Here is a 22769-nt window from a genome sequence, read left to right on the forward strand (position 1 = left end):
GCTCAGGAGGCCTTGGAGGTGACGGAGGAGGCAAGCTGCGCGACGCCCTCGCGGTTCGGCGCGGCGACGGCGGTGTCCGGGTCACCGCCCTTGCCGCCCAGGGAGAGGCTGTCGGCGATGATCTGTTCGCGCACTGCGCGGGCCAGGCCCTCGCGGTCGTTGTCCGCGAAGCCGCTGGTGTCGATGGGGCGGCCAATCTTCACGCGCACCGGACCCGGGGAGATGTTCCACGAGTTCTTGGGCATCACGTTGTCGGTGCCCTCGATGGTGACGGGGCAGATGGGCACGCGGGCCTTGAGCGCGAGCGCGAAGGGGCCCTTCTTGAAGGGCAGCACGCGGCCGTCCGGGGAGCGGGTGCCCTCCGGGTACAGGAAGATGCTGGTGCCCGCGCGGATCTTCCGGGCGGCTTTTTCAAGCGACGCGATGGCGGACGAACGGTCTCCGCGGTTGATGAAGACGTGGCCCGCGAGCCAGAGGTACCAGCCGATGAACGGCACGAAGCGCAGCTGCGACTTGGCGACGAAACGGAAGTCTACCGGCACGGCGAAGAAGTGGGCCGGGATGTCGAGTGAGGACATGTGGTTGCCGACGTAGATGGTGGGCCGCTTCGGGTCCACGTTCTCCCCGCCAATGACCTCCAGCTTCGCGCCACCGGCCCACAGGAGCACGGGCGACCAGATCCATCGGGCGACCCATACCGAGCGCGACGGGTTGAGCGTCACCAGCATCGCGAGGCATGCGAGGGTGAAGCAGATCGGGGACCACACCGTGACCACCAGGATGCACCACAGCTTGCGCAACATGCGTCGCCTTTCCTCCTACCGGGGGGCCTGAGCGCCGGAAGGGCCCTGGGGGTGCCGCTCACCGGTCGGGTAGCCAGGCGGCGCGGCGCGGGCGCCGGCACGGGCTCCTGGACGTGCGGAACGGGGCGGGGGCATGCACTTTATCTACCATGGCTCCCCCCGCCATTGTTTCTGGTGAATGCCGCTCGCCGGGGTTACAAGCAAGGGTGGCGTGGCCAGGAAAAAGTTCATCGCCATCGCGGGCAACATCGGAGCCGGAAAGACGGAGCTCACGTCCTTCCTGTGCCGGAAGTACGGCCTCACGCCGTCCTTCGAGCCCAATGACCAGAACCCCTATCTCGCGGATTTCTACAAGGACATGAAGACGTGGGCGTTCCGCTCACAGCTCTTCTTCCTGACGCACAAGTTCCGCCTGCACCGGGAACTGGAGCGCACGCCGGGCACCGTGCTCCAGGACCGGACCCTCTATGAGGACGCGGAAATCTTCGCCAAGAACCTCCACCGGCAGCGGCTCATCGACAAGCGCGACTGGTCCACCTATTGGGAGCTGTACCAGACCATCTCCCAGTCGCTCCGGCCGCCCGACCTGATGATCTACCTGCGCTGCCCGGTGATCACCCTGAAGGAGCGCATCCGCCTGCGCGGGCGGACCATGGAGAAGGACATCCCGACCGCCTACCTGAAGCGCCTCAACGCCCTCTACGAGGAGTGGTTCGAGGGCTATTCGCTGTCACCGGTGCTGGTGCTGGGGACGGACAAGCTGGACTACCTCACCAACCTGGTGGACCGCGTGGACCTCTTCCGACAGATAGAGAAGCACTTGTGAAGGAGGTCTACGTCCTGGCCACCGAGCAGTCCGTGCCGCCAGCCCTGGACGCGCTGCGCGCGGCGTTCGCGACGGACGAGGTGGAGTTCGTGCCGCACGAGGGCGACTGGGGCTTCACCGTGCGTGCGGACGGCTCGGAGGTGAAGGTGGTGCTCAAGCCCCTGAGCGACGGCCGTCCTCGCGTCCCCCAGGAGCTGTTCAGCGGCAGCCCGGAGGCCTTCGCGCGCGTGGAGAAGTCGCAGGCCTGCTTCGCGTTCCTCCTGGAGCCGGGCGGCGCGCAGCCCACGCTGCCCGTCTTCGAGGCGCTGTGGACCGTGCGCACGCTGATGGAGCAGGCGCCGGGCGTGCTCGTGGACCTGACGGCGTTCAAGCTGCACGAGCCCGAGGACGTGGTCGAGATCACCGAGCTGGACTTCGACATCCGCGACCACGTGCACCTGCACGCCATCGAACTGGCGGAAGGGGACACGCCGCTGTGGGTGCACTCGCACGGGATGGAGAAGTTCGGCGCGCGCGACGTGGAGATCTTCCACCTGGGCGAGGGCGACCTGCTGGCCGCGGAGAGCTTCCTCCACGAGCTGTGCACGGACCTGGCGTTCGCGCAGGGGCCGGCGCTGCGCTCGGAGGTGGCCACCAGCGAGGGCCAGAGCTTCACCCTGGTGCCGTCGGAAGAGGCCCGCGCGAACCTGCTGGGCGTGCCGCTGGATGCCTTCGATGGCCACGAGGGGCTGTTCCTCACGGTGGTGTCGCCCCTGGGCCGGCACAACACGGCGGAGCTCCTGTCGACGTACCGGGAGCGCTTCGCCAAGGAGCCCGCCGAGCAGACCCAGGCCATGCACGAGGAGGCGCAGGCGCTGTTGCCCGCGTTCCTGGCGCGCTTCCAGCGTAAGGGGTTGATGGAGCCCCTCACGTTCCTGGTGCGGGCCCCCTTCGAGACACACCCGGAGGGCGAGGTGGTGGTGGAGAACCTGTGGCTGGAGGCGGTGGCCCGGGACGAGGGCTCCGTCGTGGGCCGGCTGGTGGATGGCGCGGTGCACACCACGGAGTGGCGCAAGGGGGCCCACGTGGAGGTGGAGGAGAAGCAGATCAACGCCCTGGCCATCGCCCGAGAGGGCCGCGCGCTCAACGAGTCCGAGCTGCGCGCTCTTTTGAACGCCGAACGTCCCATGTAGCGCTGCGCGTCCAACCCGACGCGTCTTGCGGGCGCCCCGAGGGGCGCTGCTAGGCTGCCCGTCCGCATGCCGGCATTGCTGCTGCTCACAGGCCCGTCAGCGGGGCGCCGGTACGAGGTCGTCTCCCAGCTGACCCTCGGCCGCAGTCCCTCCTGCGACATCCCGCTGGAAGACGACCAGGTGTCGCGCCGCCACGCGCAGCTGTTCCTGGACACCGTCGCGGGACAGGTGCGGCTGCGCGACCTGGGCTCCACCAACGGCACGCTCCTCAACGGGCAGCGGCTGGCGCTCCAGGAAGAGGCGGTGCTGCGGCCGGGTGACCGGATGCGCGTGGGCGCCACCATCGCGGTGTACGAGCCGCCGCCGGTGTCCATCGTCGACGAGCCCTCCGGCGTGGTCGTTCCGGAGCCGGCGCACGTGCCCATCGAAGAGGTGCTGCCGCACGTGGGCGCGGCCGCGGCGATGTACTCGGCGGGGACGGCGCTGCTGGGGGCCACCAGCGAGGCCATGGTGCTGCGGCGGCTATCGGAGGAGATGGCGCACGCGCTCAACGCGGACCGCGCCGCGGCGCTGCTGAGTGGGCCGGAGGGGCTTCGCACGGCGGCGGTGTCCGGCGCGGCGTCCGTGGAGGTTCCTCGCGCGCTGGTTCAGGCGGCGCTGGAGCGCAAGGAATTGGGGCGGACGGACACGGCGCTGTGCTCGCCGCTGGTGGCTTCGGGCGGGATGCCCTTCGGCGTGCTGTACGTGGAGCGCGAGGAGTCGCCGTTCACCGAGGGCGAGGGCCAGTTGCTGGCGTCGCTGGGGCGGCTGGGCGGCGAGGCCTATACGGCGGTGCGCTCTCGCGGCGAGGCGGAGGCCGCGGAGACGCCGTGGGTGACGCCGCTGGGGACGTCGCGGGCGTTCCGGGGCGTGGTGGAGGAGGCGCGGCGGGCGGCGGGCAGCGCCGCCCCGGTGGTGCTGCATGGCGAGCCGGGCACGGGCAAGGCGCTGCTGGCGCACTTCCTCCATGGGAAGTCCCCGCGTGCGCTGGGGCCGTGGGTGACGGTGGAGTGCCGGCAGTCCCTGGAGGCGGTGGAGGTGGCGCTCTTCGGCCGAGCGGGTGCGCCCGGCCAGCCTCCGGTGACCTCCGCGGTGCTTCGCGCGGACGCGGGCACGCTGCTCTTGCGCCACGTGGAGGCGCTTCCCCGGCCGGCGGCGGAGCGCCTGGCGCGGATGCTGGCCCGGCGCGCGGCTCCGGCGCGGCAGGGCGGAGAGGAGCCCGTGGACGTGCGCATCGTCGCCACCAGTGGCTCGCCGGTGTCGCGGCTCGCGTCCCGGGGAGAGTTCGACGCGGCGCTGGCCCGGGGGCTTACGGGCTTCGAGCTGGAGGTCCCGCCCCTTCGCGAGCGGCGGGGGGACGTGCCGGTGCTGCTGGAGCACTTCGCGCTGCGCGGTGCCCGGCAGGGCGGGCGGGAAGCGCCGGTGCTGGGACCCGAGGCCCGGCGCCTGCTGGCGGAGTATCCGTGGCCGCAGAACGTGCGCGAGCTGGAGTTGGTCGCGGAGCGGCTGGGACGCGTGTACGCGGCGGGCCATGTGGGCATCCCGCAGCTGCCTCCGGAGGTGCGCGAGGGCGCGGTGGGGCAGGCGCCTCGCACGTTGCAGGAGCAGGTGGCCCGTCTGGAGCGCGACGCCATCGCGGAGGCGCTTCGCGAGTCCGGATGGAAGAAGGTCCGCGCGGCGGAGCTGTTGGGCATCAGCCGGCCCACACTTGACCGGAAGATGGAGGAGTACGGGCTGACGCTGGAGCGGGGGACTCGCGGCTGAGCGCGGTCAGGCCTTGGTGATGGCGCTGTCCTTGCGGCGGCTGATCAACACGCCCGTGAGGATGAGCGCCGCGCCGAGCATCTGGAACAGGGTGGGGCGTTCACCGCGGACGGCCCAGGCGGTGAGGGCGGCGACCACGGGGATGCCGGTGCCGTAGAGCGTCGTGCGGTTGGTGCCCACCTGCTGCACGCTGCGGAACCACACGAAGTACGCGAGCACCAGCGGCACCAGCGCCGAGTACACGAGCGCCACCCAGCCCGCGGCACTCACGCGCGACGCGTCCATCGCGACGACCTGGGACGCGCCGGCCAGCACGACCCCCGGGGCTCCCGTGAGCATGGTGATGGCGGTGACGCGCAGCGCTGAGATGCCTTCTCCCACGGCGCGTGTTCCCACCGTGTAGATGGACCAGCACAGCGAGCTGCCGACAATCAGCGCGTCACCTGTCCATGTCTCCGCGCCCAGGTTCGGGCCTCGCGCGCCGACGACCAGCAGCGTTCCCACCACCGCGAGCGAGAGCCCCGCGACGACCGGGCGTCGCAGCCGCTCGATGCCCAGCGCGGCACCCAATGCCGCCGTCACCACCGGGCTCACCGCCGTCAGCATGCCGCTGTTGGCCGCCGTGGTGCGCGAGAGGCCTTCGATGAAACACAGCTGGTACAGCGTGTTGCCCACGAACCCCAGCGCGGTGAGCCGCAGGAACGTCTTCCACGGCATCGGCTTGTGGCCTTCCACCGCCAGCAGTACGAGCCCCATCGCGAGCGCGGCGAGCCCGAAGCGCAGCGACATGAAGGCCCGCGCCGGCATGCCCTCCAGCGCATCCTTCACCAGGGTGTAGTTCGTCCCCCAGACGACCACGACGGCGATCATCGCCAGGTCGGAGGCGGAGAGGAGACGGGCAGGCGCTGCGACCGCGGGCGACGAGGTGCTCACGGCGGCGGGGCATAGGGCGGCGCGAGTCCAGATGCAACCGACGGGGCTGCAACGAACACCCGTGTCCGCGCGCTTCCCTGTCAGGTGACACGCACGCGCGGTGCTCCGGGCCGGGTGTGGCGATGTCACGCCGACGTTTCCCCACGCCCGTGCTTGTCCGTCCGCCCCGGCCGTGGCGTAAATGCCCGCCCATGGACTTCCGCTATTCGGACGAGGTGCGGCGCGCGAAGGACTCCGGGCAGCCGCTGGTGGCACTGGAGACGAGCGTTGTCGCGCAGGGCCTTCCGTACCCTGACAACCTGGCTGCCGCTCGCGCGTGCGAGGAGGCCATCCGCCGCGCCGGCGCCGTGCCCGCGCCCATCGCGCTCGTGGACGGCGAGGTGTGGATTGGCCTGGAGGACGCCACGCTGCGCCGCCTGGCCGAGGGCAAGGAGAAGCTCCTCAAGGTGGGCTCGCGCGACCTGGCCGTGGCGGTGGCTACCCGCGCCAGCGGCGGCACCACCGTGAGCGCCACGTGCGAGCTGGCCGCGGCGGCGGGCATCCGCGTCTTCTCCACCGGCGGCATCGGCGGCGTGCACCGGGGCGCTTCCGAGCACTGGGACATCTCGCAGGACATCGCGGCCTTGTCTCGCTACCCCGTCGCCGTGGTGTGCGCGGGGGCCAAGTCCGTGTTGGACCTGCCCAAGACGATGGAGCTGTTGGAGACCGCGGGCGTGCCCGTCATCGGCGTGGGCACGAACGAGCTGCCGTCCTTCTACAGCCGCGAGTCCGGCCTCTCCCTGGAGCATCGCGCGGACGACGCGGAGGCCGCCGCGCGCATCGCCCACGCGCGCTTCGAGATGCTGGGGCAGGGGGGTGTGCTCTACACCGTGCCGCCTCCGGTGGAGGCAGCGCTGCCTCGCAACGACGTGGAGCTGCACATCGCGTCGGCGCTGGCGGACGCGGACCGGCAGGGCGTGCGCGGCAAGGCCGTGACGCCGTTCCTCCTGGGCGAGATGGCGAAGCGCACCGGGGGCAAGACCCTCAAGACGAACCTGGCGCTCCTGGAGAACAACGCGCGCTTCGCGGGGGCGCTGGCCGTGGCCTACGCCCGTCTCTCGAAGCGCTGAACGCCGCGCGGAATCAGGCCGTGCGGTGCTGGAACCAGGACATCAGGTCCTCCAGCGCCGCGCGGTCCACGTCGTCGAAGGTGTTCTTGTGCTCGGAGTCGATGTCGAGCACGGCGAGCAGCTCGCGGTTGCGCCCGTACACCGGCACCACGATTTCAGACGCGGAGCGCCCGTCGCAGGTGATGTGGCCCGGGAAGGCGTGCACGTCCGCCACCACCACCGTCTCGCCCTTCGCCGCGGACGTGCCGCACACGCCCTTGCCGAAGGTGATCTCCAGGCACCCGAGCGTCCCCTGGTAGGGGCCCACGCGCAGCAGCTTCCCGGGCGTCACCACCCGGTAGAAGCCCGTCCACAGGTGGCCGAAGGCGTTGTGCAGCAGGCTGCTCATCGTCGCCATCGCGCAGATGTCGTCATCCACGCCTTCGAGGATGGCGAGCGCGTGGGTCTTCAGCTCGGCGTATGCCTCGGTCTTGGGCTGACCGCGCAGATCCAGGGTGACTTCGGCCATGATGGGTCCTCTGTCAGGAATTCAGTCTCGCCCCTTCTAACAACCCTCGTGCCGGCTGGCACTGGAGGTCGTGTGGAACCGCTCGTCCTGGATTCGAAAACCCGCCTGCTCGTGCTCACCGGTGCCGGAGTCTCCGCGGAGAGCGGGGTGCCCACCTTCCGGGGCATGAACGGGCTGTGGGAGAACCACCCCGTGGAGGCGGTGGCGTCCCCGCAGGGCTTCGAGGCGAACCCCGCGCTTGTCTGGCGTTTCTACTCGCAGCGTCGGACGGGGGCGGCGGACGTGAAGCCCAACCCGGGCCACGACGCGCTGGTGCGCTGGGAGCAGCACCTGGGTGACCGCTTCCTCCTGGCTACGCAGAACGTGGACGGCCTGCACACCAAGGCGGGCAGCCAGCGCGTGGTGGACATGCACGGCAACCTCTTCCGCACGAAGTGCGCGGACTGCCAGCGTGCGCCCTTCGCCGACACCTCCGTGCACCCGTCGGGCACGGTGCCGAAGTGCGACGGCTGCGGGGGCCGGCTGCGGCCGGACATCGTCTGGTTCGGGGAGATGCTGGACCCCAAGGACCTGGCGCGCATTGGCGAGTTCATCACGCGCAACGACGGCACGCGGCTGGTGTTCCTGGCCGCGGGCACGTCCGGAGCGGTGTGGCCCGCGGCGGGCATCGTGGACGAGGTGCGCTCCGTGCGCGGGGACACGTGGCTCGTGAACTACGAGTCCGCCGCGAACACGGAGCGCTTCCACCACTTCGTCCAGGGACAGAGCGGACAGGTGCTGCCCACCCTGGCGAAGCTCGCCTGAGGGCCTGGGCTTACGGTCCCCGGAGGACCGTGAGCCCCTTGTCGGTGAGGACGAGCAGCATGCTCGGCGTCACGGTGGGCTCGTAGACCATCTGCAGCACGCGCTGGCCGGACACGTCTCGCACCTGGGCCAGCGTGGTGCCATCCGCTTCCAGCCGCCAGAGGCCGGCGCCGTCCGTGCCGATGTAGAGCGCGCCGTCGTCCGTCGCCTTGAGCGAGCGGATGCGGTTGGTCGGCAGCCCCGCCAGCCTCGACCAGCTTCCCGTGGAGCGGTTCTTCGGCGTCATCGCCCAGACGCCGTACTGCTCGCTGCCCAGATAGTAGCGGCCCGAGCGGACCTGCTCGAAGGCGCGCCAGTAGTCGTCGGTGGCCTGGCCGTTGAGCGCGTCGTTGTAGCTCTTGAACGACCAGGGCGTGGGGCCTTCCCAGGTCTGCTCGCGGTCCCAGTCCTCCAGCTTGGGGCTGGGCACGAGCACGCCGACCATCTGCTCGTTGGCGACGAGCACGTCACCGTTCTGCCCGATGCCCAGGCCGTGCATGTAGGGGCACTGCAGCGAACCCCATTCCGAGCCGTCCTCGAAGAGGTACCAGCCCGGGTGGCGGTGGCTGTTGTAGGTGAGCCCCTGGACGCGCGTCACGCCGTGATTGGTGGTGATGTAGAGGTCGCCGCGGTCGCGGCCACGAGTCACGCGAGCGCAGTTGAGGACGGAGCGGTCCTCCTCGTAGTGGAAGTCATTGGTGTTGTGGATGCCCGCCTCGCGGCCCGCGTTCGACGCGCCGGTGGTGCGCCAGAGATGCTCCTCGAGTTTGACGCTGCCGTCAGTCTGGAGGCGGACCGCGTCGAGGTCTCCCTTCCGGTACTCGGCGAAGCGTTCGGCGGAGTAGCCCGCCTCGCCCCTCCAGGGGATGTACGTGCGTTGCTCGATGCCTTCGGCACGCTTCATCTCGTTGGCGGAATAGCCCACGTATGCGCGTCCGGCTTCACCGCCGCAGATGACGGTGGAGCCCGTCGCGAGCGTGTCCGGGCCGAACGGCTCCACCGCCTGCCCGACGTTGGAGCTCCACGTCGGCCGGGTGTCGCCCGGGCGCAGCACTCCGATGCGGCGGCCGTCGAGGAGCCAGAGGTTGAGGCCTTCATCAACGCCGACGCTCTGGGGAGTGCCGGCGCCGAACGAGCGCGTGTAGTCGAGCACCGCGTCCGTGGGCCAGGGCCCTGCGTCGGGCGTCTCGCCGGTGCCGGCATCGGGATCCGGCGGCGTCCCCGCGTCGGGAGTTTCGCCGGCATCGGGTGTCCCGCCATCTTCATCCGGAGGGGGCGTGCCGGCGTCCGGAAGGGAACCCGGAGGGGGGAGCGAGGGAACTTCGTTTCCATCGGACGGATCCGTGACGGGCCCCTCCTGCGGATCGATTGTCGGGGATTGGTCGCTGCAACCCACCGACAACAAAGACATGAACACCAACCCCGCCCCCACCACGCCTGCGCGAATACCCATTCCGTGTCTTCCTCCATGAGGGCTTCATGGCAAGACACGGGCCAGCGTGTTTCGCGTCAGGCTCGTTCAATTCCTCGCGTCAACGCGGCGCGTGCGCGGCCGGCCTGGCGTGCCATCCGCTTCCCATTGCCCACGGATCCTCGCCATGTCCCAGGAACGCTTCACGACCAGCCGCGAGGTGTATCACCGGATCCGGTGGGACTCGCGGCATGACGCCCGCGAGTTCGTCGTCGGTTACGACGCTCACCGCGGCGCGCTGGAGGAGATGCCCTTCGAGGCGTTCGTCCCCGACGGCGAGATTCCGTGGCACCGCGTCTGGTACTTCAAGCGCGGGACCCTGGTGGTGTGGGACCGCAAGGCGCGCATCGACCTGCTGAGCAATACCCGGCCCGCGGAAGAGACCGCGCCACCCCAGCCCGTCACGGTGCCTGGGTTCACGCCCTTGCCCGCATGGCGGTACGACGCGCGCGCTGGATCGTGGACCCAGGCCTCTCGTGAGCCGGGCAACGCGCCTCCCGCCGCGGCGCCGCTCACCGTCGCCACCTTCAACGTCCTCTTCGACCTGTACGACGCGCAGTTGCTGGCGACCGAGCGCAGGACCCCGGCGGCGCTCGCGCTGCTCCGTGAGACCGACGCGGACGTCATCGCGCTCCAGGAAGTCACCCCGTCGTTCCTCAAAGCCCTGCACTCCGAACCCTGGGTGCGCGAACACTTCTGGATGTCTGATGGTCCCGGCGCGCAGACCGTGACGCCCTACGGACAGGTGCTCCTATCGCGCGTGCCGTTCGCCTCTTTGTGGCAGCGCGTCTTCTCCCGCGACAAGCGCATCATCGCCGCCGAACTGCACCTGTCGGACGGAACGCTGTGGGTGGCCACTCCACACCTGACGAGCGACCGGGATGCGTCCGGAGCCTCCGCGCGCGCCGTCCAGGTCGAGGCCCTCCTTGAGTGGGCCCGCGTGCTCGGCTCCACGAGCGAGACCGAGGCCCCGGACCTGGTGCTGGCCGGTGACTTCAACTTTGGCGACGGTGCGCCGGAAGCAGAGTCCTTCGCGCGCGCTGGCTTCGTGGATGCGTGGTCCTCGCTGAGACCTTCGGAAGCGGGGGAGACATTCAACCCTCGGTTGAACAGCCTGGCGGCGCTCACCACCGTCTCGGGAACGCTCCGGCGGTTGGACCGGGTGCTGGTGGTGTCTCCTTCGGGCCGGCTCGCTCCTGAGTCCGTGGAACTCTTCGGCGAAGCGCCCCTGGCGGGACCGCCCGGGCCCAGCGGACAGGCCCTCTTCGCTTCGGATCACTTCGGCCTGCGCTGTGTCCTGCGCCGTAAGGCTATCGAGTCTCTCGAGGCGCCCTCCACGGCGCTGGTCCATCACACGGCCCTGGTACTCATCCCTCCTGACGACGTCTGGGGCCCCATCCAGGCGCTGCGCAAGAAGCACGACGCGAAGTTCCAGCGGTGGATGCCTCACATCACGCTGCTGTATCCCTTCGTTCCGGAAGAGGACTTCGAGACGGCGGAAGCCATCCTCGTGGATGCCCTTCAGGGCGTCGAACCCTTCGACGTGACGCTCTCCACGTTCGGCCACTTCGAGCACCGCGCCAATGCGACAGCGTGGCTCCGCCCTGACGACCAGCCCTCCGACGCGCTGGCGGCCCTGCACGCGAAGCTCGCGGCGGCCCTTCCCGAATGTGCCTCGTCCGCTCACGGTGGCTTCACGCCCCATCTCTCCGTGGGACAGCTTCCGCTCTCCGCGGACATCGTCCGAACGCTCGGCGAGTGGCAGCAAGCATGGCGGCCGCTGAAGTTCCGCGTGGGCGAGCTCTGCCTCATCCGGAGGAAGGGTGACACGCCCTTCGAGGTCATCCGGCGCATTCCCCTGGCACAGGCGCCCCGCGCAATCCCGGAGCACGAAGACGCTCCGCTGCGCGATGCACTGGCTTCCATCGGCGCCGCCGAGTCACACGAAGGACACGCCGCCAGGACCGCGGCGGTGGCTCAACTGCGTCAGCATTGCGAACGGATCGGCGCCACGTTGCATCCGTATGGCTCCTATCTCCTGGGCACGGATGGCGCGGGCAGTGACGTGGACGCGGTCGCCATCGGACCGGCGAGCCTGCCCCGCGATGACTTCGCGCGAGCGCTCCTCCAGGAACTGGCACCGGGCACGGCCCGCTATGTGGCGGACGCCGCCATCCCGCTGGTGAAGCTGTCACTCGGAGGCGTGAGCTTCGACCTGGCCTATGCGAGCCGTCCGGAGGGCGTGCCCCCGGAGGCCCCCCTGACGCTGCTTGAGCAGCACGGCGAGCGGCTCGACCCCGCGAGCCTCCGCGCGGTGTTGGGCCTGGCCGATACATTGGGCCTGATGAACGCCGTCGCTCGTGACGCCGAGCGGACCGCGCGGTTCCAGACCTTGATGCTCGCGGTGAAGGCCTGGGCCAGGGCCCGGGGCATCTACTCACACGCGCTGGGCTATCTCGGTGGGTTGTCGTGGACGCTGCTCGCGGCCTGGGCCTGCACCCGCGCGACTCCGGATGCCATGCGGTCCGACGCGGCGCTGCTCGCGCACTTCTTCGGCACCTTCGCCTCCTGGCCGTGGCCGCAACCCGTGACGCTCACGCCCGAAACCGCGCGCTACCGGCCTGAAGGAAAGCGCGATCTCCTGCCCGTCATCGCCCCCGCGCTCCCTGCTCGAAACACCGCGCGCAACGTGTCGCGGTCCACCTACCGCGTCATCCGGGAGGAACTGCTCCGTGCTCGCGAGCTCGTGGCCAAGGCCCGGACCTCACGCACGCCTTCCGCCTGGGCGACGCTCTTCCAGCCTCTGAGCGCCAACGAGACCCCACCAGTCATGTTGCGCCTGTCCGTCGATGCACCCACCGCCGAGGACCGGGAGGTCGTCGCGGGGTGGATCCTCGGACACGTCACGGCTCTGGTGTATCGGCTGGAAGGAGACCGTCGTCTCTCCGTGCGTCCGCTGCAACCCGCACTGGCTTCAGGAGCGCTGCTCATCGGTCTGGAGGTGCGTGAAGCACGGGACGCGGCTGCGTTGTCCTGGCATCCGTCCAGTCCGCTGTTCGCGGCCGTGGATGCCTTCCGCGCGTCGTTCCAGGAATGGACGCACCGCCCATCCGGCGCGGTGCTCCAGGTCGAGTGGGTTCGTGGCAATGACAGCGCACGGAGCGACACTCCCGCTCCGTGACGCGTGTCACCCGCGTTACTTCTGTCCCGCGAGCCACGAGCCCCAGCGCACGATTTTCGTGCCGCCCTCGGGCTCGTTCTTGCCGCCCGGCACCACTCGCTCGGTGGTGTTGGCGAGCGGCTGGAAGCGCGCTTCATACGGCAGGCCCGCGAGCCCCGGCGCCCACGGGTCGGCCGCGTAGGTCTCGGAGAAGGCGCGCTGGGTGCCTTCGACGTCCTCGCTGCTCTGGGTGATGAGCGCGGGAACATTGTGGCCCTCCGCGCTGAACGTGCCCCGGGCGCCGTTGGCCGCCGCGGCGGGCGGCCAGTCCTCCGTGAACACCACCTCCGAGGGGATGCCCATCAGCAGCTCCTCCAGGGGCTCCGGCTCTGCCTGGGAGAAGTCGGCGCAGGGGGCTGCATTGGCTTCGACGGGGCCCTCGGTGCGCAGGAGGTAGCCGCGCTCCGCGGTGAAGCACACGCGCTGCACTCCGGGGCCAGGACCCACGTCCACGTATCGCTCGTAGTACGCGCCCGGGCCCAGGGGCCGCTCCAGCGCGGGCACCGGGGCGCTGGCATCGGCCGAGCCCTCACGGACCTCTTTTAGCTTCAGCTGGTATCCGCCCGGCACGCGGAAGCCGGCGGACTCCGTGCTCCCTTCAATCAGGCCACGGGCGAGGTACAGCGGGCCCGGCGCATTGGCATACACGCGCGTGCGCAGGGGACCATCGAAGGAGCGCTGGTCGGTGACGTAGCGCACGGCCTCCCAGTTGCGTCCCGCGCTGGAGGCGACCTCCGCGGTGGCCGTGCCTCCGTGCGGCACGTCGAGCGCGCGTGTCATGTCCGCGCGCACGGGGATGATCAGATCCTTCGCCAGCTTCGCCTGGGGCAGCGGCTTGCCGCCCTCATCGCTGTAGGCCGCGCGCACCCAGACCCAGGGTTGCTGCACGGCCACTACTTCCAGTGTCAGCTGTCCCTGGACCGTGCGCGCGGTGCCGCCACCGCGAGGCTCGGGACCCCGCGTCGCACTGAAGGAATAGGTGACGCGGTCTCCCACGCGTGCGCGCGACCAGGCCTCGGCGGCCTGCACGGACGCCGCATTGTCGGCTCGCGTGTCGGATGCGGAAGGGCCGCTCGACTTCGTGCTCTCGCAGCCGGGGAGGAACGACAGGGCCGCACCCAACAGCGCGGCAAGGGGAAGGGAAGGGCGCATGGTCATGGGGACGGGAAATACCGGGAGTGGATTCAATTCGCAGCTATCGCACGTTCAGTGAGGATTTCCGGAATAGTGGGAGTAAATGCGACCCCAGGGAGGGTGACTGATGAGAAGACACCCCTGTCCGAAAATCGGTGAATCACAGGGTGATGAGCAAAAACTCTGTCACAACAGTCACTTGGCATTCTAAACGTCACGTGACGTTACGCTCACATTCTTGGAAGCTGGAGTGCTGGCGCTCCAAGCAATTCAACAAAACCGGGTTATTCCCTCTGGAGCACGGCTGGCCCGGCAGTTGCTCAGTGGCTGGGCAAGCTGTCCGCGGCTGACGGGAAGGTCAGGCGGCAGCGGATCTCCCCCGAACCAGAGGAACGACGAATGTTCAAGAAGGCGGCAGTCCTCGTGGCGAGCTGTGGTGCGATGCTGTCTGGCTGCGGTACCGACCTGGAGACCGAGAACCAGGAGATCATCTCCAACCTGGTCGAGGCCGGTTTCCCCGCGGACGACATCATGGTCGCCGAGGGTCAGGTGTACGTGGGCCGTGACGCGCACGTCACCCTGGAGGCGTCCCGCGAGATGCTCCAGCCGGCGAGCAAGGAGACCCAGGAGCAGTACCGCACGACGAACGTCGTCAGCTCCAGCAAGACGAAGATCTGCATCAACCCCACGTCCACGTTCAACAGCTACACCCGCCTGAGCCAGGGCCTGGATCTCGCGATCCAGAACTACAACCAGCGCGGCCTGAGCTTCACGATGGCGCGTGGCCCCACCACGGGCTGCAGCGCGAACATCACCGCGACGGTGACCTCCGGCGCCGGCGGCTCCGCGGGCTTCCCGTCGGGCGGCAACCCCTACGGCACCATCAACATCGGCACCAGCCTGAACACCTACAGCGTGGACGTGAACGAGCACGTCATCACGCACGAGCTCGGCCACTGCATCGGCTTCCGTCACTCGGACTACTACAACCGCGCCATCAGCTGCGGCGGCGCCGCCAGCAACGAGGGCACGGCGGGCGTGGGCGCCATCCTCATCAGCGGCACGCCGAGCACCGCGACGGTCGGCGGCTCCATCATGAACTCCTGCTTCCGCTCGACGGAGACGGGCGAGTGGACCAGCTCCGACATCACGGCGCTGAACGCCATCTACTAAGCAATGGCGTTGCGACCCCTTGAGTCCTTCATGAGTCCGAGGGGTCGCATCCTCGCGGGCACCTTCATCCTCCTGGGCCTTACGGCCTGTGGAAAGGAAGAGGTGCCCGCGGATTCCCATCCGGTGGTGTGTGAGAGCCCCGCGGCGTCGCGGGTGCGCCAGCCTCCGGAGGTTCGCGGCCAGACGCAGTGTGGCCCGACCGAGAACTTCACTCCCATCAACAGCTACCAGGGCGAGTTCGCGGACGTCGCGCAGACGGTCGAGGACGCGGTCGTCCTGATTGACGGGCGCTGCACCGGAACACTGATTGAAGCGAGCGCGGGTCCCGTGGTGGTGACGGCGGGACATTGTGCCTCTCTCGGTGACCGGCCGCTGCTCGTCTTCAACTTCGAGGACCAGTCCGACGGAGACCCGCTCATCACCGAGGGCACCGTCATCGAGCAGTCGCTCGAACCCGACTACGCGCTCATCCAACTGGACGTGATTCCCCAGGTGGCGCCGGTCCTGCTTTCGGCCGTTCCCAGCGAGCGGCTGGCCATCATCCAGCATCCCCGGGGCAAGCCCAAGGTCATCGCCGAAGGCGACTACCTGGATGCCTGCGACTCACTGGTCTACTACGTGGACCTGGACACCCTGGTCGGAAGCTCCGGTGCGGGCGTGCTCAACCGTCAGGGCCACCTGGTGGGCGTCCACACCGACGGCGATTGCGACGCGACAGGCCGTGGCGCCAACCGGGGTTGGACGATGGAAGCGATTGTCGCTGCGTCCCCGTACCTGGTGGACGCCGACATCGTCGCGCGCTGAAGCCAGACCGAGGGGAGACGACCATGTTCAAGAGTGCGGCAGTGCTCGTGGTGAGCTGTGGTGCGTTGCTGTCCGGCTGTGGGACCGACCTGGGGGAGGAGCACCAGGAGACCATCTCCAACCTGATCGAGGCGGGGTTCCAGGCCCGCGACATCAAGGTCGTGGACGTGTCCGTCTACGTGGGCGGCGACGCGCAGGTGAGCGTCGAAGCATCCCGCGAAATGCTCCAGTCCGGTGGGGACAGCGAGGAGCAGTACCGGACGACGAACGTCATCAACAAGGCGGTCGTGAGGAAGATCTGCATCAACCCCACGTCCGCGTTCAACACCTACAGCCGCCTCAGCCAGGGCCTGGACCTGGCCATCCAGAACTACAACGCCCTGGGCCTCTGCTTCACGATGGTGCGGGGCCCGACCACCGGCTGCAACGCGAACATCACGGCGGCGACCGCGGCGGGCATGGTCTACAGCTCGGGCTACCCCTCCGGTGGCCTTCCCTACGGGACCATCAACATCGGCACGGGGTGGAACACCTCGCCGCTCGACACGGTCGAGCACATCATCACCCACGAGCTGGGGCATGCGGTCGGCATGCGCCACTCGGACTACTACTCCCAGGTCATCAGCTGCGGCACGGGCGGCAGCGAGGGCACGGCGGGCGTGGGGGCCATCCTCATCCCCGGCACGCCCTCCACGTCCTACGTGAACGGGTCCATCTTCAACGCCTGCCTCCCGGCGAACCCGACCGGTGAGTTCACCAGCACGGACATCACCGCACTGACGTACCTCTACCGCTGCTGAGTCTGGCGAGAGACCGACGCGCGACCAGGCTCAGTCCGCCTGCGTCGCGCGCTTGGGCGTGAGCTGCGCTTCGAGCGTCCGCGCCCAGTGGGCCAGCACCTTGCGGCGCCGGGCCGTGTCGTCGTGGAGCAGGTTCGCCAACGCCAGTCCGCGAAGGAGGTCCAGCGTCGCACGCACGGCGTCGCGGACGTCGCGGTCGCGCTCATCGAGCCCCAGCAGCTCGACGGTGAGCCGGTGTACTTCACGGCCGACGTGCGTCTCCAACGGCAGCAGGATGGCCTTCAGCTCTTCATCCGCCACGGCCGCCACCCAGAGGTGCGTCGCGGCGGTGAAGAGCGGGCCGGCGTAGACGTCGTGGAGCAGGTTCAGCAGTGGCTCGACGCGCCGCCGGCTCTCCGGCAGGCCCTTCGCGCGCCGCACCAGCTCTTCGACCTGCTGGCGGAAGACGTGCTCGACGGCGGCCGCGACCAGGGCCGCGCGCGTCGGGAAGTGGTGCTGGCAGGCGCCGCGTGACACTCCCGCGCGCTCCGCGATGGCGCCCATGGTCGCCCCCGCCCAGCCCTTCTCCACCAGCACTTCGATGGCGGCCGTCATCAGCTTCTGCCGCGTCACCCGGCTGCGCTCCTGCTCCTGCCGTGTCGTTCCGCTCGCCGTGCCGCTCATGCGGCCACAGTGTTGCGACGGGAAGAAAAAAGCAATCGTGATTGCTTTATTTGGACGTGGGGGACAGACTCGCCGCTCCCTGGTTCTGGAGGTGCGATGGACGCGCGTTCGCTGCGTATCGGCAATGCATCCGGCTTCTACGGCGACCGCTTCTCCGCGTTCCGGGAGATGCTGGAGGGCGGTCCGCTGGACGTCCTCACCGGCGACTACCTGGCGGAGCTGACCATGCTCATCCTGGGCAGGGATCGGCTGAAGAACCCGTCCAGTGGGTACGCGAAGACGTTCCTGCGCCAGCTGGAGGAGACGCTTGGCCTCGCGGTGGAGCGCAAGGTCCGCATCGTCGCCAACGCCGGTGGCCTCAACCCGGAGGGGCTCGCGAACGACCTGCGCACGCTCGCCACGAAGCTTGGGTTGACCGTCAGCGTCGCGCACGTCGAAGGCGATGACCTCGTCGGACGCGCGGACGAGCTGGGCTTCGAGCAGCCCCTCACCGCGAATGCGTACCTTGGTGGCTGGGGCATCGCAGCGTGCCTGGAAGCGGGCGCGGACATCGTCGTCACGGGGCGTGTGACGGACGCATCGCTCGTCGTCGGTCCCGCGGCCGCCCACTTTGGATGGAAGCGCGACGACTGGGACCGCATTGCTGGCGCCATGGTCGCGGGCCACGTCCTCGAGTGCGGAGCCCAGGCGACCGGCGGCAACTTCGCGCGCTTCGGTGAAGTCGACGCGCGCCGTCCCGGCTTCCCGCTCGCGGAGATCTTCGCGGACGGGTCCAGCATCATCACCAAGCATCCGTACACCGGCGGCGCCGTCACCGTCGACACCGTGAAGGCCCAGCTCGTCTATGAGATTGGCGGTGCCCGCTACGCAGGCCCGGACGCGACGGCGCGCTTCGACACCATCGTGGTGGACGCCGACGGCACGGACCGGGTGCGCCTGTCTGGCGTGCGCGGTGAGCCGCCTCCTCCGGACGTGAAGGTGTGTCTGAACCGGCTCGGCGGCTTCCGCAGCGAGGCCCAGTTCATGCTCGTCGGCCTCGACATCGAGGAGAAGGCCGCGCTCGTGCGCGCCCAACTCGACGCGACGCTCGAGCCCCGGCCCGCCGAAGTCCTCTACACGCTCGCGCGCACCGACCACGCCGACGCTCCGAGCGAGGAGCAGGCGTCGGCGACGCTGCGGGTCACCGTGAAGGATGCCGACCCCAAGGTCGCCGGCCGTGCCTTCAGCGGCGCCGTGGTGGAGCTCGCCTTGTCCAGCTACCCCGGCTTCTTCCTCCCCTCGCTGCCCGGTGATGCTTCGCCCTTCGGCGTCTACACCCCGGCGTATGTGGATGCGCGCAAGGTGCCGCACGTCGCGGTGCTCCCGGATGGCCGGCGCATCGACGTGCTGCCGACGGAGGAGACGCGGGGGCTTGAAGCGGTCCCCGCGCCGTCGCTGCCCGCGCCGCTGCTGGCGGGCCCCACCCGGCGTGTGCCGCTCGGCCAGGTGGCCCTGGCGCGCAGCGGAGACAAGGGTGGGGACGCGAACATCGGGGTCTGGGTCCGTACCGACGAGGCCTGGAGCTGGCTGGTGCACACGCTCACGGAGGAGCAGCTGCGCAAGCTGCTTCCGGAGGCGCGGGAGCTCAAGGTCCAGCGGCACGTGCTGCCGAACCTGCGCGCCCTGAACTTCGTCATCGAGGGCCTGCTCGGCGAAGGTGTCTCGTCCTCCACCCGTTTCGATCAACAGGCCAAGGCGCTCGGCGAGTGGCTGCGCTCGCGCCATGTCGACGTCCCTGAATCGCTTCTGTAGCGCCTTCGCCCGCGCCCGAGCCCACCGAGGAAGCCCATGCAGCAGACCCAGGAACACCGCGCCATCCGCCAGACCGTCCGCAAGTTCGTGGAACAGGAGCTGAACCCGCACATTGACGCCTGGGAGGCGGCGGAGATCTTCCCGGCGCGAGAGGTCTTCAAGAAGCTGGGCGAGCTCGGGCTGCTCGGCATCACCAAGCCCACGGAGTTCGGCGGGCTGGGGCTGGACGCGTCGTTCTCCGTCGCCTTCGCGGAGGAGCTGGGCCATTGCACCTGCGGCGCGCTGCCCATGGCCATCGGCGTCGTGACGGACATGGCCACGCCCGCGCTCGCGCGCTTCGGCAGTGATGCGCTGCGACGGGAGTTCCTGGCGCCCACGCTCACAGGCGAGCGCGTCTGCTCCATCGCGGTGAGCGAGCCCGGTGCCGGCTCCGACGTGGCGAGCGTGACGACCACCGCGCGCCGTGATGGCGACGACTACGTCATCGACGGCAGCAAGATGTGGATCACCAACGGCATGCAGGCGGACTGGATCTGCCTGCTCGCCAACACGGGTGACGGGCCCGCGCACGCGAACAAGTCGCTCATCGTCGTGCCCATGGACAGCCCCGGCATCACGCGGTCGAAGATCCGCAAGCTCGGCATGTGGGCGTCCGACACGGCGCAGCTCTTCTTCGACGGCGTGCGCGTTCCGGCGCGCTTCCGCATTGGCGACGAGGGGCGCGGCTTCGCGATGCAGATGCAGCAGTTCCAGGAGGAACGGCTGTTCGTGTCGGCGAGCACGCTGGTCACCTTCGACCGGCTCATCGCGCAGACGGCGGAGTACACGCGGCAGCGCAAGGCCTTTGGCCAGTCCATCCTCGACAACCAGAGCGTGCACTTCCGGCTCGCTGAGCTGCAGACGGAGGTGGAGTCGCTCCGGGCGCTCATCTACCGGACCGTCGCCATGTACATCGAGAACAAGGACGACCCAGAGGTCGTGAAGCTCGCCTCGATGTGCAAGCTCAAGTCGGGCCGGCTTGCTCGCGAGCTCGTCGATGGCTGCCTCCAGTACTGGGGCGGCATGGGCTTCACCTGGGACAACCCCGTCGCCCGTGCCTACCGGGACCTGCGTCTGGGGTCCATCGGCGGCGGCGCCGACGAGGTGATGCTCGGAATCATCAGCAAGGCCATGGGAACGCTGCCCCGCAAGGCGCGCGGCTGAGGAGCAATACGATGGGATACCGTTCAGTCTTCGCCCCGAACTCCTTCGCGGGCCGCACCATCATCGTCACCGGCGCCGGCAGCGGCATTGGCCGGTGCACCGCGCATGAGCTGGCGTCGCTCGGCGCGCACATCGTCCTCGTGGGCCGCAAGACGGAGAAGCTCGAGAAGGTCGCTGGCGAACTCTCCGCCGAGGGCCACGCGTCCACGCAGCACGCCGTGGACATCCGTGACGAGGCCGCGGTGCGCGACATGGTCGCCGCTGTCGTCCAGAAGCACGGTCGCATCCACGGGCTCGTGAACAACGCTGGCGGGCAGTTCCCGTCGCCGCTGTCGCAGATCTCCAAGAAGGGCTTCGAGGCGGTCGTCTCCACGAACCTCACCGGCGGCTTCCTGGTCGCGCGCGAGGTGTTCACCCAGTCCATGAGCGAGCACGGCGGCGCCATCGTGAACATGCTCGCGGATGCCTGGAACGGCATGCCGGGCATGGGGCACTCGGGCGCGGCGCGCGCCGGCATGTTCAACCTGACGCAGACGGCCGCCGTCGAGTGGGCCGCCTCCGGCGTTCGAGTGAACGCCGTCGCGCCCGGCTGGGTGGCCTCCAGCGGCCTGGACACCTACGAGGACCCCTTCGTCCGCGAGATGATCCCCTTCCTGCGCAAGCAGGTCCCCCTGCACCGGCTGGCCACCGAGGCGGAGGTGAGCGGCGCCATCGTGTTTCTGCTCTCCGACGTGGCGGCATTCATCACCGGCGAGGTCATCCGCATCGACGGCGGCGCGTCCTGCAACACCAAGGCGTTCCCGCTGTCGGAGCACTCCAACTCGAAGCCCTACGACGGGTTCCATCTGGCCAAGGGGCCCGCCATCCTCGACGGCCCGAAGGAGAAGTGACGTGCCCACGCTCGTCTCCCAGGTCGAACCGGCCTCCGCCACCTTCACCACGCAGCGCCAGGAGATGCTCTCCCGCGTCGCGGAGCTGCGCGCCATCGAGCAGAAGTCGCGCGACACCGAGCAGCTGGCCCGGGACAAGTTCAAGCAGCGCGGGCAGCTGCTCCCACGTGAGCGACTGGCGCTGCTGCTCGACCGGGGTTCGCCCTTCCTGGAGCTCTCCACGCTCTGTGGCTACAAGCACCACGACGACAGCGACGGCTCGCTGGCCGGTGGGAACACCATCATCGGCATCGGCTTCGTGTCTGGCGTGCGCTGCCTGGTGTTCGTGAGCAACTCCGCCGTGAAGGGCGGCACGGCGACGCCCTGGGGTGTCCAGAAGGCGCTGCGTGCGCAGGAGATTGCCCTGCAGAACCGGCTGCCCGTGGTGTCGCTCGTGGAGAGTGGCGGGGCGAACCTGCTCTACCAGCAGGAGATCTTCATCCCGGGCGGGGAGACCTTCTACAACCAGGCGAAGCTGTCCGCGGCTGGCATCCCCCAGGTCACCGTCGTCCACGGTTCGAGCACGGCGGGCGGCGCGTACATCCCGGGCCTGTCCGACCACGTCGTCATGGTGCGCGGCAAGGCGAAGGTGTTCCTCGCTGGACCGCCCCTGCTGCTCGCGGCCACGGGCGAGGTCGCCACGGACGAGGACCTGGGCGGCGCGGAGATGCACACCACCGTGGCCGGCACCTCGGACCACCTCGCCGAGGACGACGCCGATGGCATCCGCATCGCGCGGGAAATTGTCGCGTCGCTCGGATGGAATGACGCCCTGCCGGCGTCCGCGCGTCCCGCCTTCGAGCCGCCCCGCTATGCGGTGGAGGAGCTGTGTGGTGTCGTGCCCATGGACCACCGCAAGCCCTACGACTGCCGCGAGGTGATTGCGCGGCTCGTGGATGGTTCGGACTTCTCGCCGTTCAAGGACGACTACGACGCGCTCACTGTTTGCGGCTGGGCGCGCATCGAGGGCCGGGCGGTGGGCCTCATTGGCAACAACGGGCCCATCACCGCGAAGGGCGCGACGAAGGCGGGGCAGTTCATCCAGCTCTGCTGCCAGGCGCGCACGCCCATCATCTACCTGCAGAACACCACGGGCTACATGGTGGGCACGCAGTCGGAGCAGGGCGGCATCGTGAAGCACGGCGCGAAGATGCTTCAGGCGGTGGCCAACGCGACCGTGCCGCAGATGACGCTCCTGCTGGGCGGTGCGTTCGGCGCGGGCAACTACGGCATGTGCGGCCGCGCGTTCCATCCGCGCTTCATCTTCGCCTGGCCCAACGCGCGCACTGCCGTGATGGGCGGCGAGCAGGCGGCGAAGGTGCTCACCATCGTCGCCACGGAGAAGGCCCGGCGCGCGGGGCTGCCGCCTGACCAGGAGTTCCTGGACGGGATGGCGAAGCCGCTCATCGAGCAGTTCGACCGCGAGTCGGATGCCTTCCAATGCAGCGCGCGGCTGTTCGACGACGGCGTCATCGACCCCCGGGACACGCGGCGGGTGCTCGGGTTCATCCTGGCCACGTGCGACGAGGCTTCGCGCCGCACGCTGTCGCCCAACTCCTTCGGCGTCGCCCGGCTGTAGCGAGG

At 69.4% G+C, this 22769-nt stretch carries 19 protein-coding genes; 13 read left to right on the top strand and 6 right to left on the bottom strand.

What is annotated here, in order from left to right:
• Positions 1-2 precede the first annotated feature (2 nt).
• Entirely contained in the window at positions 3-800 is a 798-nt protein-coding gene (locus GTZ93_RS06620; RefSeq protein WP_139914818.1) for a lysophospholipid acyltransferase family protein, read from the bottom strand.
• A gap of 214 nt (positions 801-1014) precedes the next feature.
• Here GTZ93_RS06620 and GTZ93_RS06625 point away from each other — a divergent pair, with 214 nt between their 5' ends.
• From GTZ93_RS06625 to GTZ93_RS06635, 3 genes are all read left to right on the top strand, one after another.
• Positions 1015-1629, top strand: a complete 615-nt coding sequence (locus GTZ93_RS06625) for a deoxynucleoside kinase (protein WP_120567141.1) — start codon at positions 1015-1017, stop codon at positions 1627-1629.
• Positions 1626-2801, top strand: coding sequence for a DUF2314 domain-containing protein (locus GTZ93_RS06630; RefSeq protein WP_120574777.1), 1176 nt, complete (start codon positions 1626-1628; stop codon positions 2799-2801). The genes GTZ93_RS06625 and GTZ93_RS06630 overlap by 4 nt, the downstream gene beginning before the upstream one ends.
• A gap of 66 nt (positions 2802-2867) precedes the next feature.
• Positions 2868-4604 carry an FHA domain-containing protein gene (locus GTZ93_RS06635; RefSeq protein ID WP_126933988.1) on the top strand — a complete coding sequence of 579 codons (1737 nt, stop codon included), beginning with the start codon at positions 2868-2870 and terminating at the stop codon, positions 4602-4604.
• Between the two features lie 6 nt (positions 4605-4610).
• Here GTZ93_RS06635 and GTZ93_RS06640 read toward each other — a convergent pair whose 3' ends face one another.
• A complete protein-coding gene (locus tag GTZ93_RS06640) occupies positions 4611-5537 on the bottom strand; it encodes a DMT family transporter (RefSeq protein ID WP_139914814.1) in 927 nt (308 codons plus the stop codon).
• A gap of 191 nt (positions 5538-5728) precedes the next feature.
• Between GTZ93_RS06640 and GTZ93_RS06645 the strand changes: the two genes are divergently transcribed.
• Positions 5729-6646, top strand: a complete 918-nt coding sequence (locus GTZ93_RS06645) for a pseudouridine-5'-phosphate glycosidase (RefSeq protein ID WP_120574774.1) — start codon at positions 5729-5731, stop codon at positions 6644-6646.
• A 13-nt stretch (positions 6647-6659) separates the two neighbouring features.
• Here the strand turns inward: GTZ93_RS06645 and GTZ93_RS06650 are convergent, their stop codons facing one another.
• Positions 6660-7154 (bottom strand): GAF domain-containing protein, encoded by a 495-nt coding sequence (locus tag GTZ93_RS06650; protein WP_139914813.1) that lies wholly within the window; start codon positions 7152-7154, stop codon positions 6660-6662.
• A gap of 72 nt (positions 7155-7226) precedes the next feature.
• Here GTZ93_RS06650 and GTZ93_RS06655 point away from each other — a divergent pair, with 72 nt between their 5' ends.
• Positions 7227-7958 carry an SIR2 family NAD-dependent protein deacylase gene (locus GTZ93_RS06655; protein WP_120574772.1) on the top strand — a complete coding sequence of 244 codons (732 nt, stop codon included), beginning with the start codon at positions 7227-7229 and terminating at the stop codon, positions 7956-7958.
• 10 nt (positions 7959-7968) lie between these two features.
• Here GTZ93_RS06655 and GTZ93_RS06660 read toward each other — a convergent pair whose 3' ends face one another.
• Positions 7969-9450: a hypothetical protein gene (locus GTZ93_RS06660; RefSeq protein WP_139914812.1), complete on the bottom strand. Its 1482-nt coding sequence runs from the start codon at positions 9448-9450 to the stop codon at positions 7969-7971.
• 145 nt (positions 9451-9595) lie between these two features.
• On the opposite strand from GTZ93_RS06660, the gene GTZ93_RS06665 reads away from it, so the two are divergent.
• Positions 9596-12649 carry a poly(A) polymerase gene (locus GTZ93_RS06665; RefSeq protein ID WP_139914811.1) on the top strand — a complete coding sequence of 1018 codons (3054 nt, stop codon included), beginning with the start codon at positions 9596-9598 and terminating at the stop codon, positions 12647-12649.
• 15 nt (positions 12650-12664) lie between these two features.
• Here the strand turns inward: GTZ93_RS06665 and GTZ93_RS06670 are convergent, their stop codons facing one another.
• On the bottom strand, positions 12665-13846 hold the full coding sequence (locus tag GTZ93_RS06670; protein WP_139914810.1) for a DUF6068 family protein: 1182 nt from the start codon (positions 13844-13846) through the stop codon (positions 12665-12667).
• A gap of 375 nt (positions 13847-14221) precedes the next feature.
• On the opposite strand from GTZ93_RS06670, the gene GTZ93_RS06675 reads away from it, so the two are divergent.
• The 3 genes from GTZ93_RS06675 to GTZ93_RS06685 are packed head-to-tail and all read left to right on the top strand — an operon-like array spanning position 14222 to position 16599.
• Entirely contained in the window at positions 14222-14995 is a 774-nt protein-coding gene (locus GTZ93_RS06675; protein WP_121751545.1) for a zinc-dependent metalloprotease, read from the top strand.
• A 3-nt stretch (positions 14996-14998) separates the two neighbouring features.
• Positions 14999-15799 (top strand): trypsin-like serine peptidase, encoded by an 801-nt coding sequence (locus tag GTZ93_RS06680; protein WP_139914809.1) that lies wholly within the window; start codon positions 14999-15001, stop codon positions 15797-15799.
• A 23-nt stretch (positions 15800-15822) separates the two neighbouring features.
• Positions 15823-16599, top strand: coding sequence for a zinc-dependent metalloprotease (locus GTZ93_RS06685; RefSeq protein ID WP_139914808.1), 777 nt, complete (start codon positions 15823-15825; stop codon positions 16597-16599).
• 30 nt (positions 16600-16629) lie between these two features.
• Here GTZ93_RS06685 and GTZ93_RS06690 read toward each other — a convergent pair whose 3' ends face one another.
• Complete coding sequence (locus tag GTZ93_RS06690; protein WP_120574762.1) at positions 16630-17262, bottom strand: TetR/AcrR family transcriptional regulator; 633 nt, start codon at positions 17260-17262, stop codon at positions 16630-16632.
• 96 nt (positions 17263-17358) lie between these two features.
• Here GTZ93_RS06690 and GTZ93_RS06695 point away from each other — a divergent pair, with 96 nt between their 5' ends.
• Genes GTZ93_RS06695 through GTZ93_RS06710 form a run of 4 tightly spaced genes read left to right on the top strand, consistent with a single transcriptional unit; the run spans position 17359 to position 22764 of the window.
• Positions 17359-19053, top strand: a complete 1695-nt coding sequence (locus GTZ93_RS06695) for an acyclic terpene utilization AtuA family protein (protein WP_139914807.1) — start codon at positions 17359-17361, stop codon at positions 19051-19053.
• Positions 19054-19089: 36 nt separating this feature from the next.
• A complete protein-coding gene (locus GTZ93_RS06700; protein ID WP_139914806.1) occupies positions 19090-20256 on the top strand; it encodes an acyl-CoA dehydrogenase family protein in 1167 nt (388 codons plus the stop codon).
• Between the two features lie 11 nt (positions 20257-20267).
• Positions 20268-21146, top strand: a complete 879-nt coding sequence (locus GTZ93_RS06705) for an SDR family oxidoreductase (protein WP_120574759.1) — start codon at positions 20268-20270, stop codon at positions 21144-21146.
• 1 nt (position 21147) lies between these two features.
• Positions 21148-22764: an acyl-CoA carboxylase subunit beta gene (locus tag GTZ93_RS06710; RefSeq protein ID WP_139914805.1), complete on the top strand. Its 1617-nt coding sequence runs from the start codon at positions 21148-21150 to the stop codon at positions 22762-22764.
• The last annotated feature ends 5 nt before the right edge of the window (positions 22765-22769 follow it).

The sequence above is a fragment of the Corallococcus exiguus genome (genome assembly GCF_009909105.1).
Taxonomy (GTDB): Bacteria; Myxococcota; Myxococcia; order Myxococcales; family Myxococcaceae; genus Corallococcus; species Corallococcus exiguus.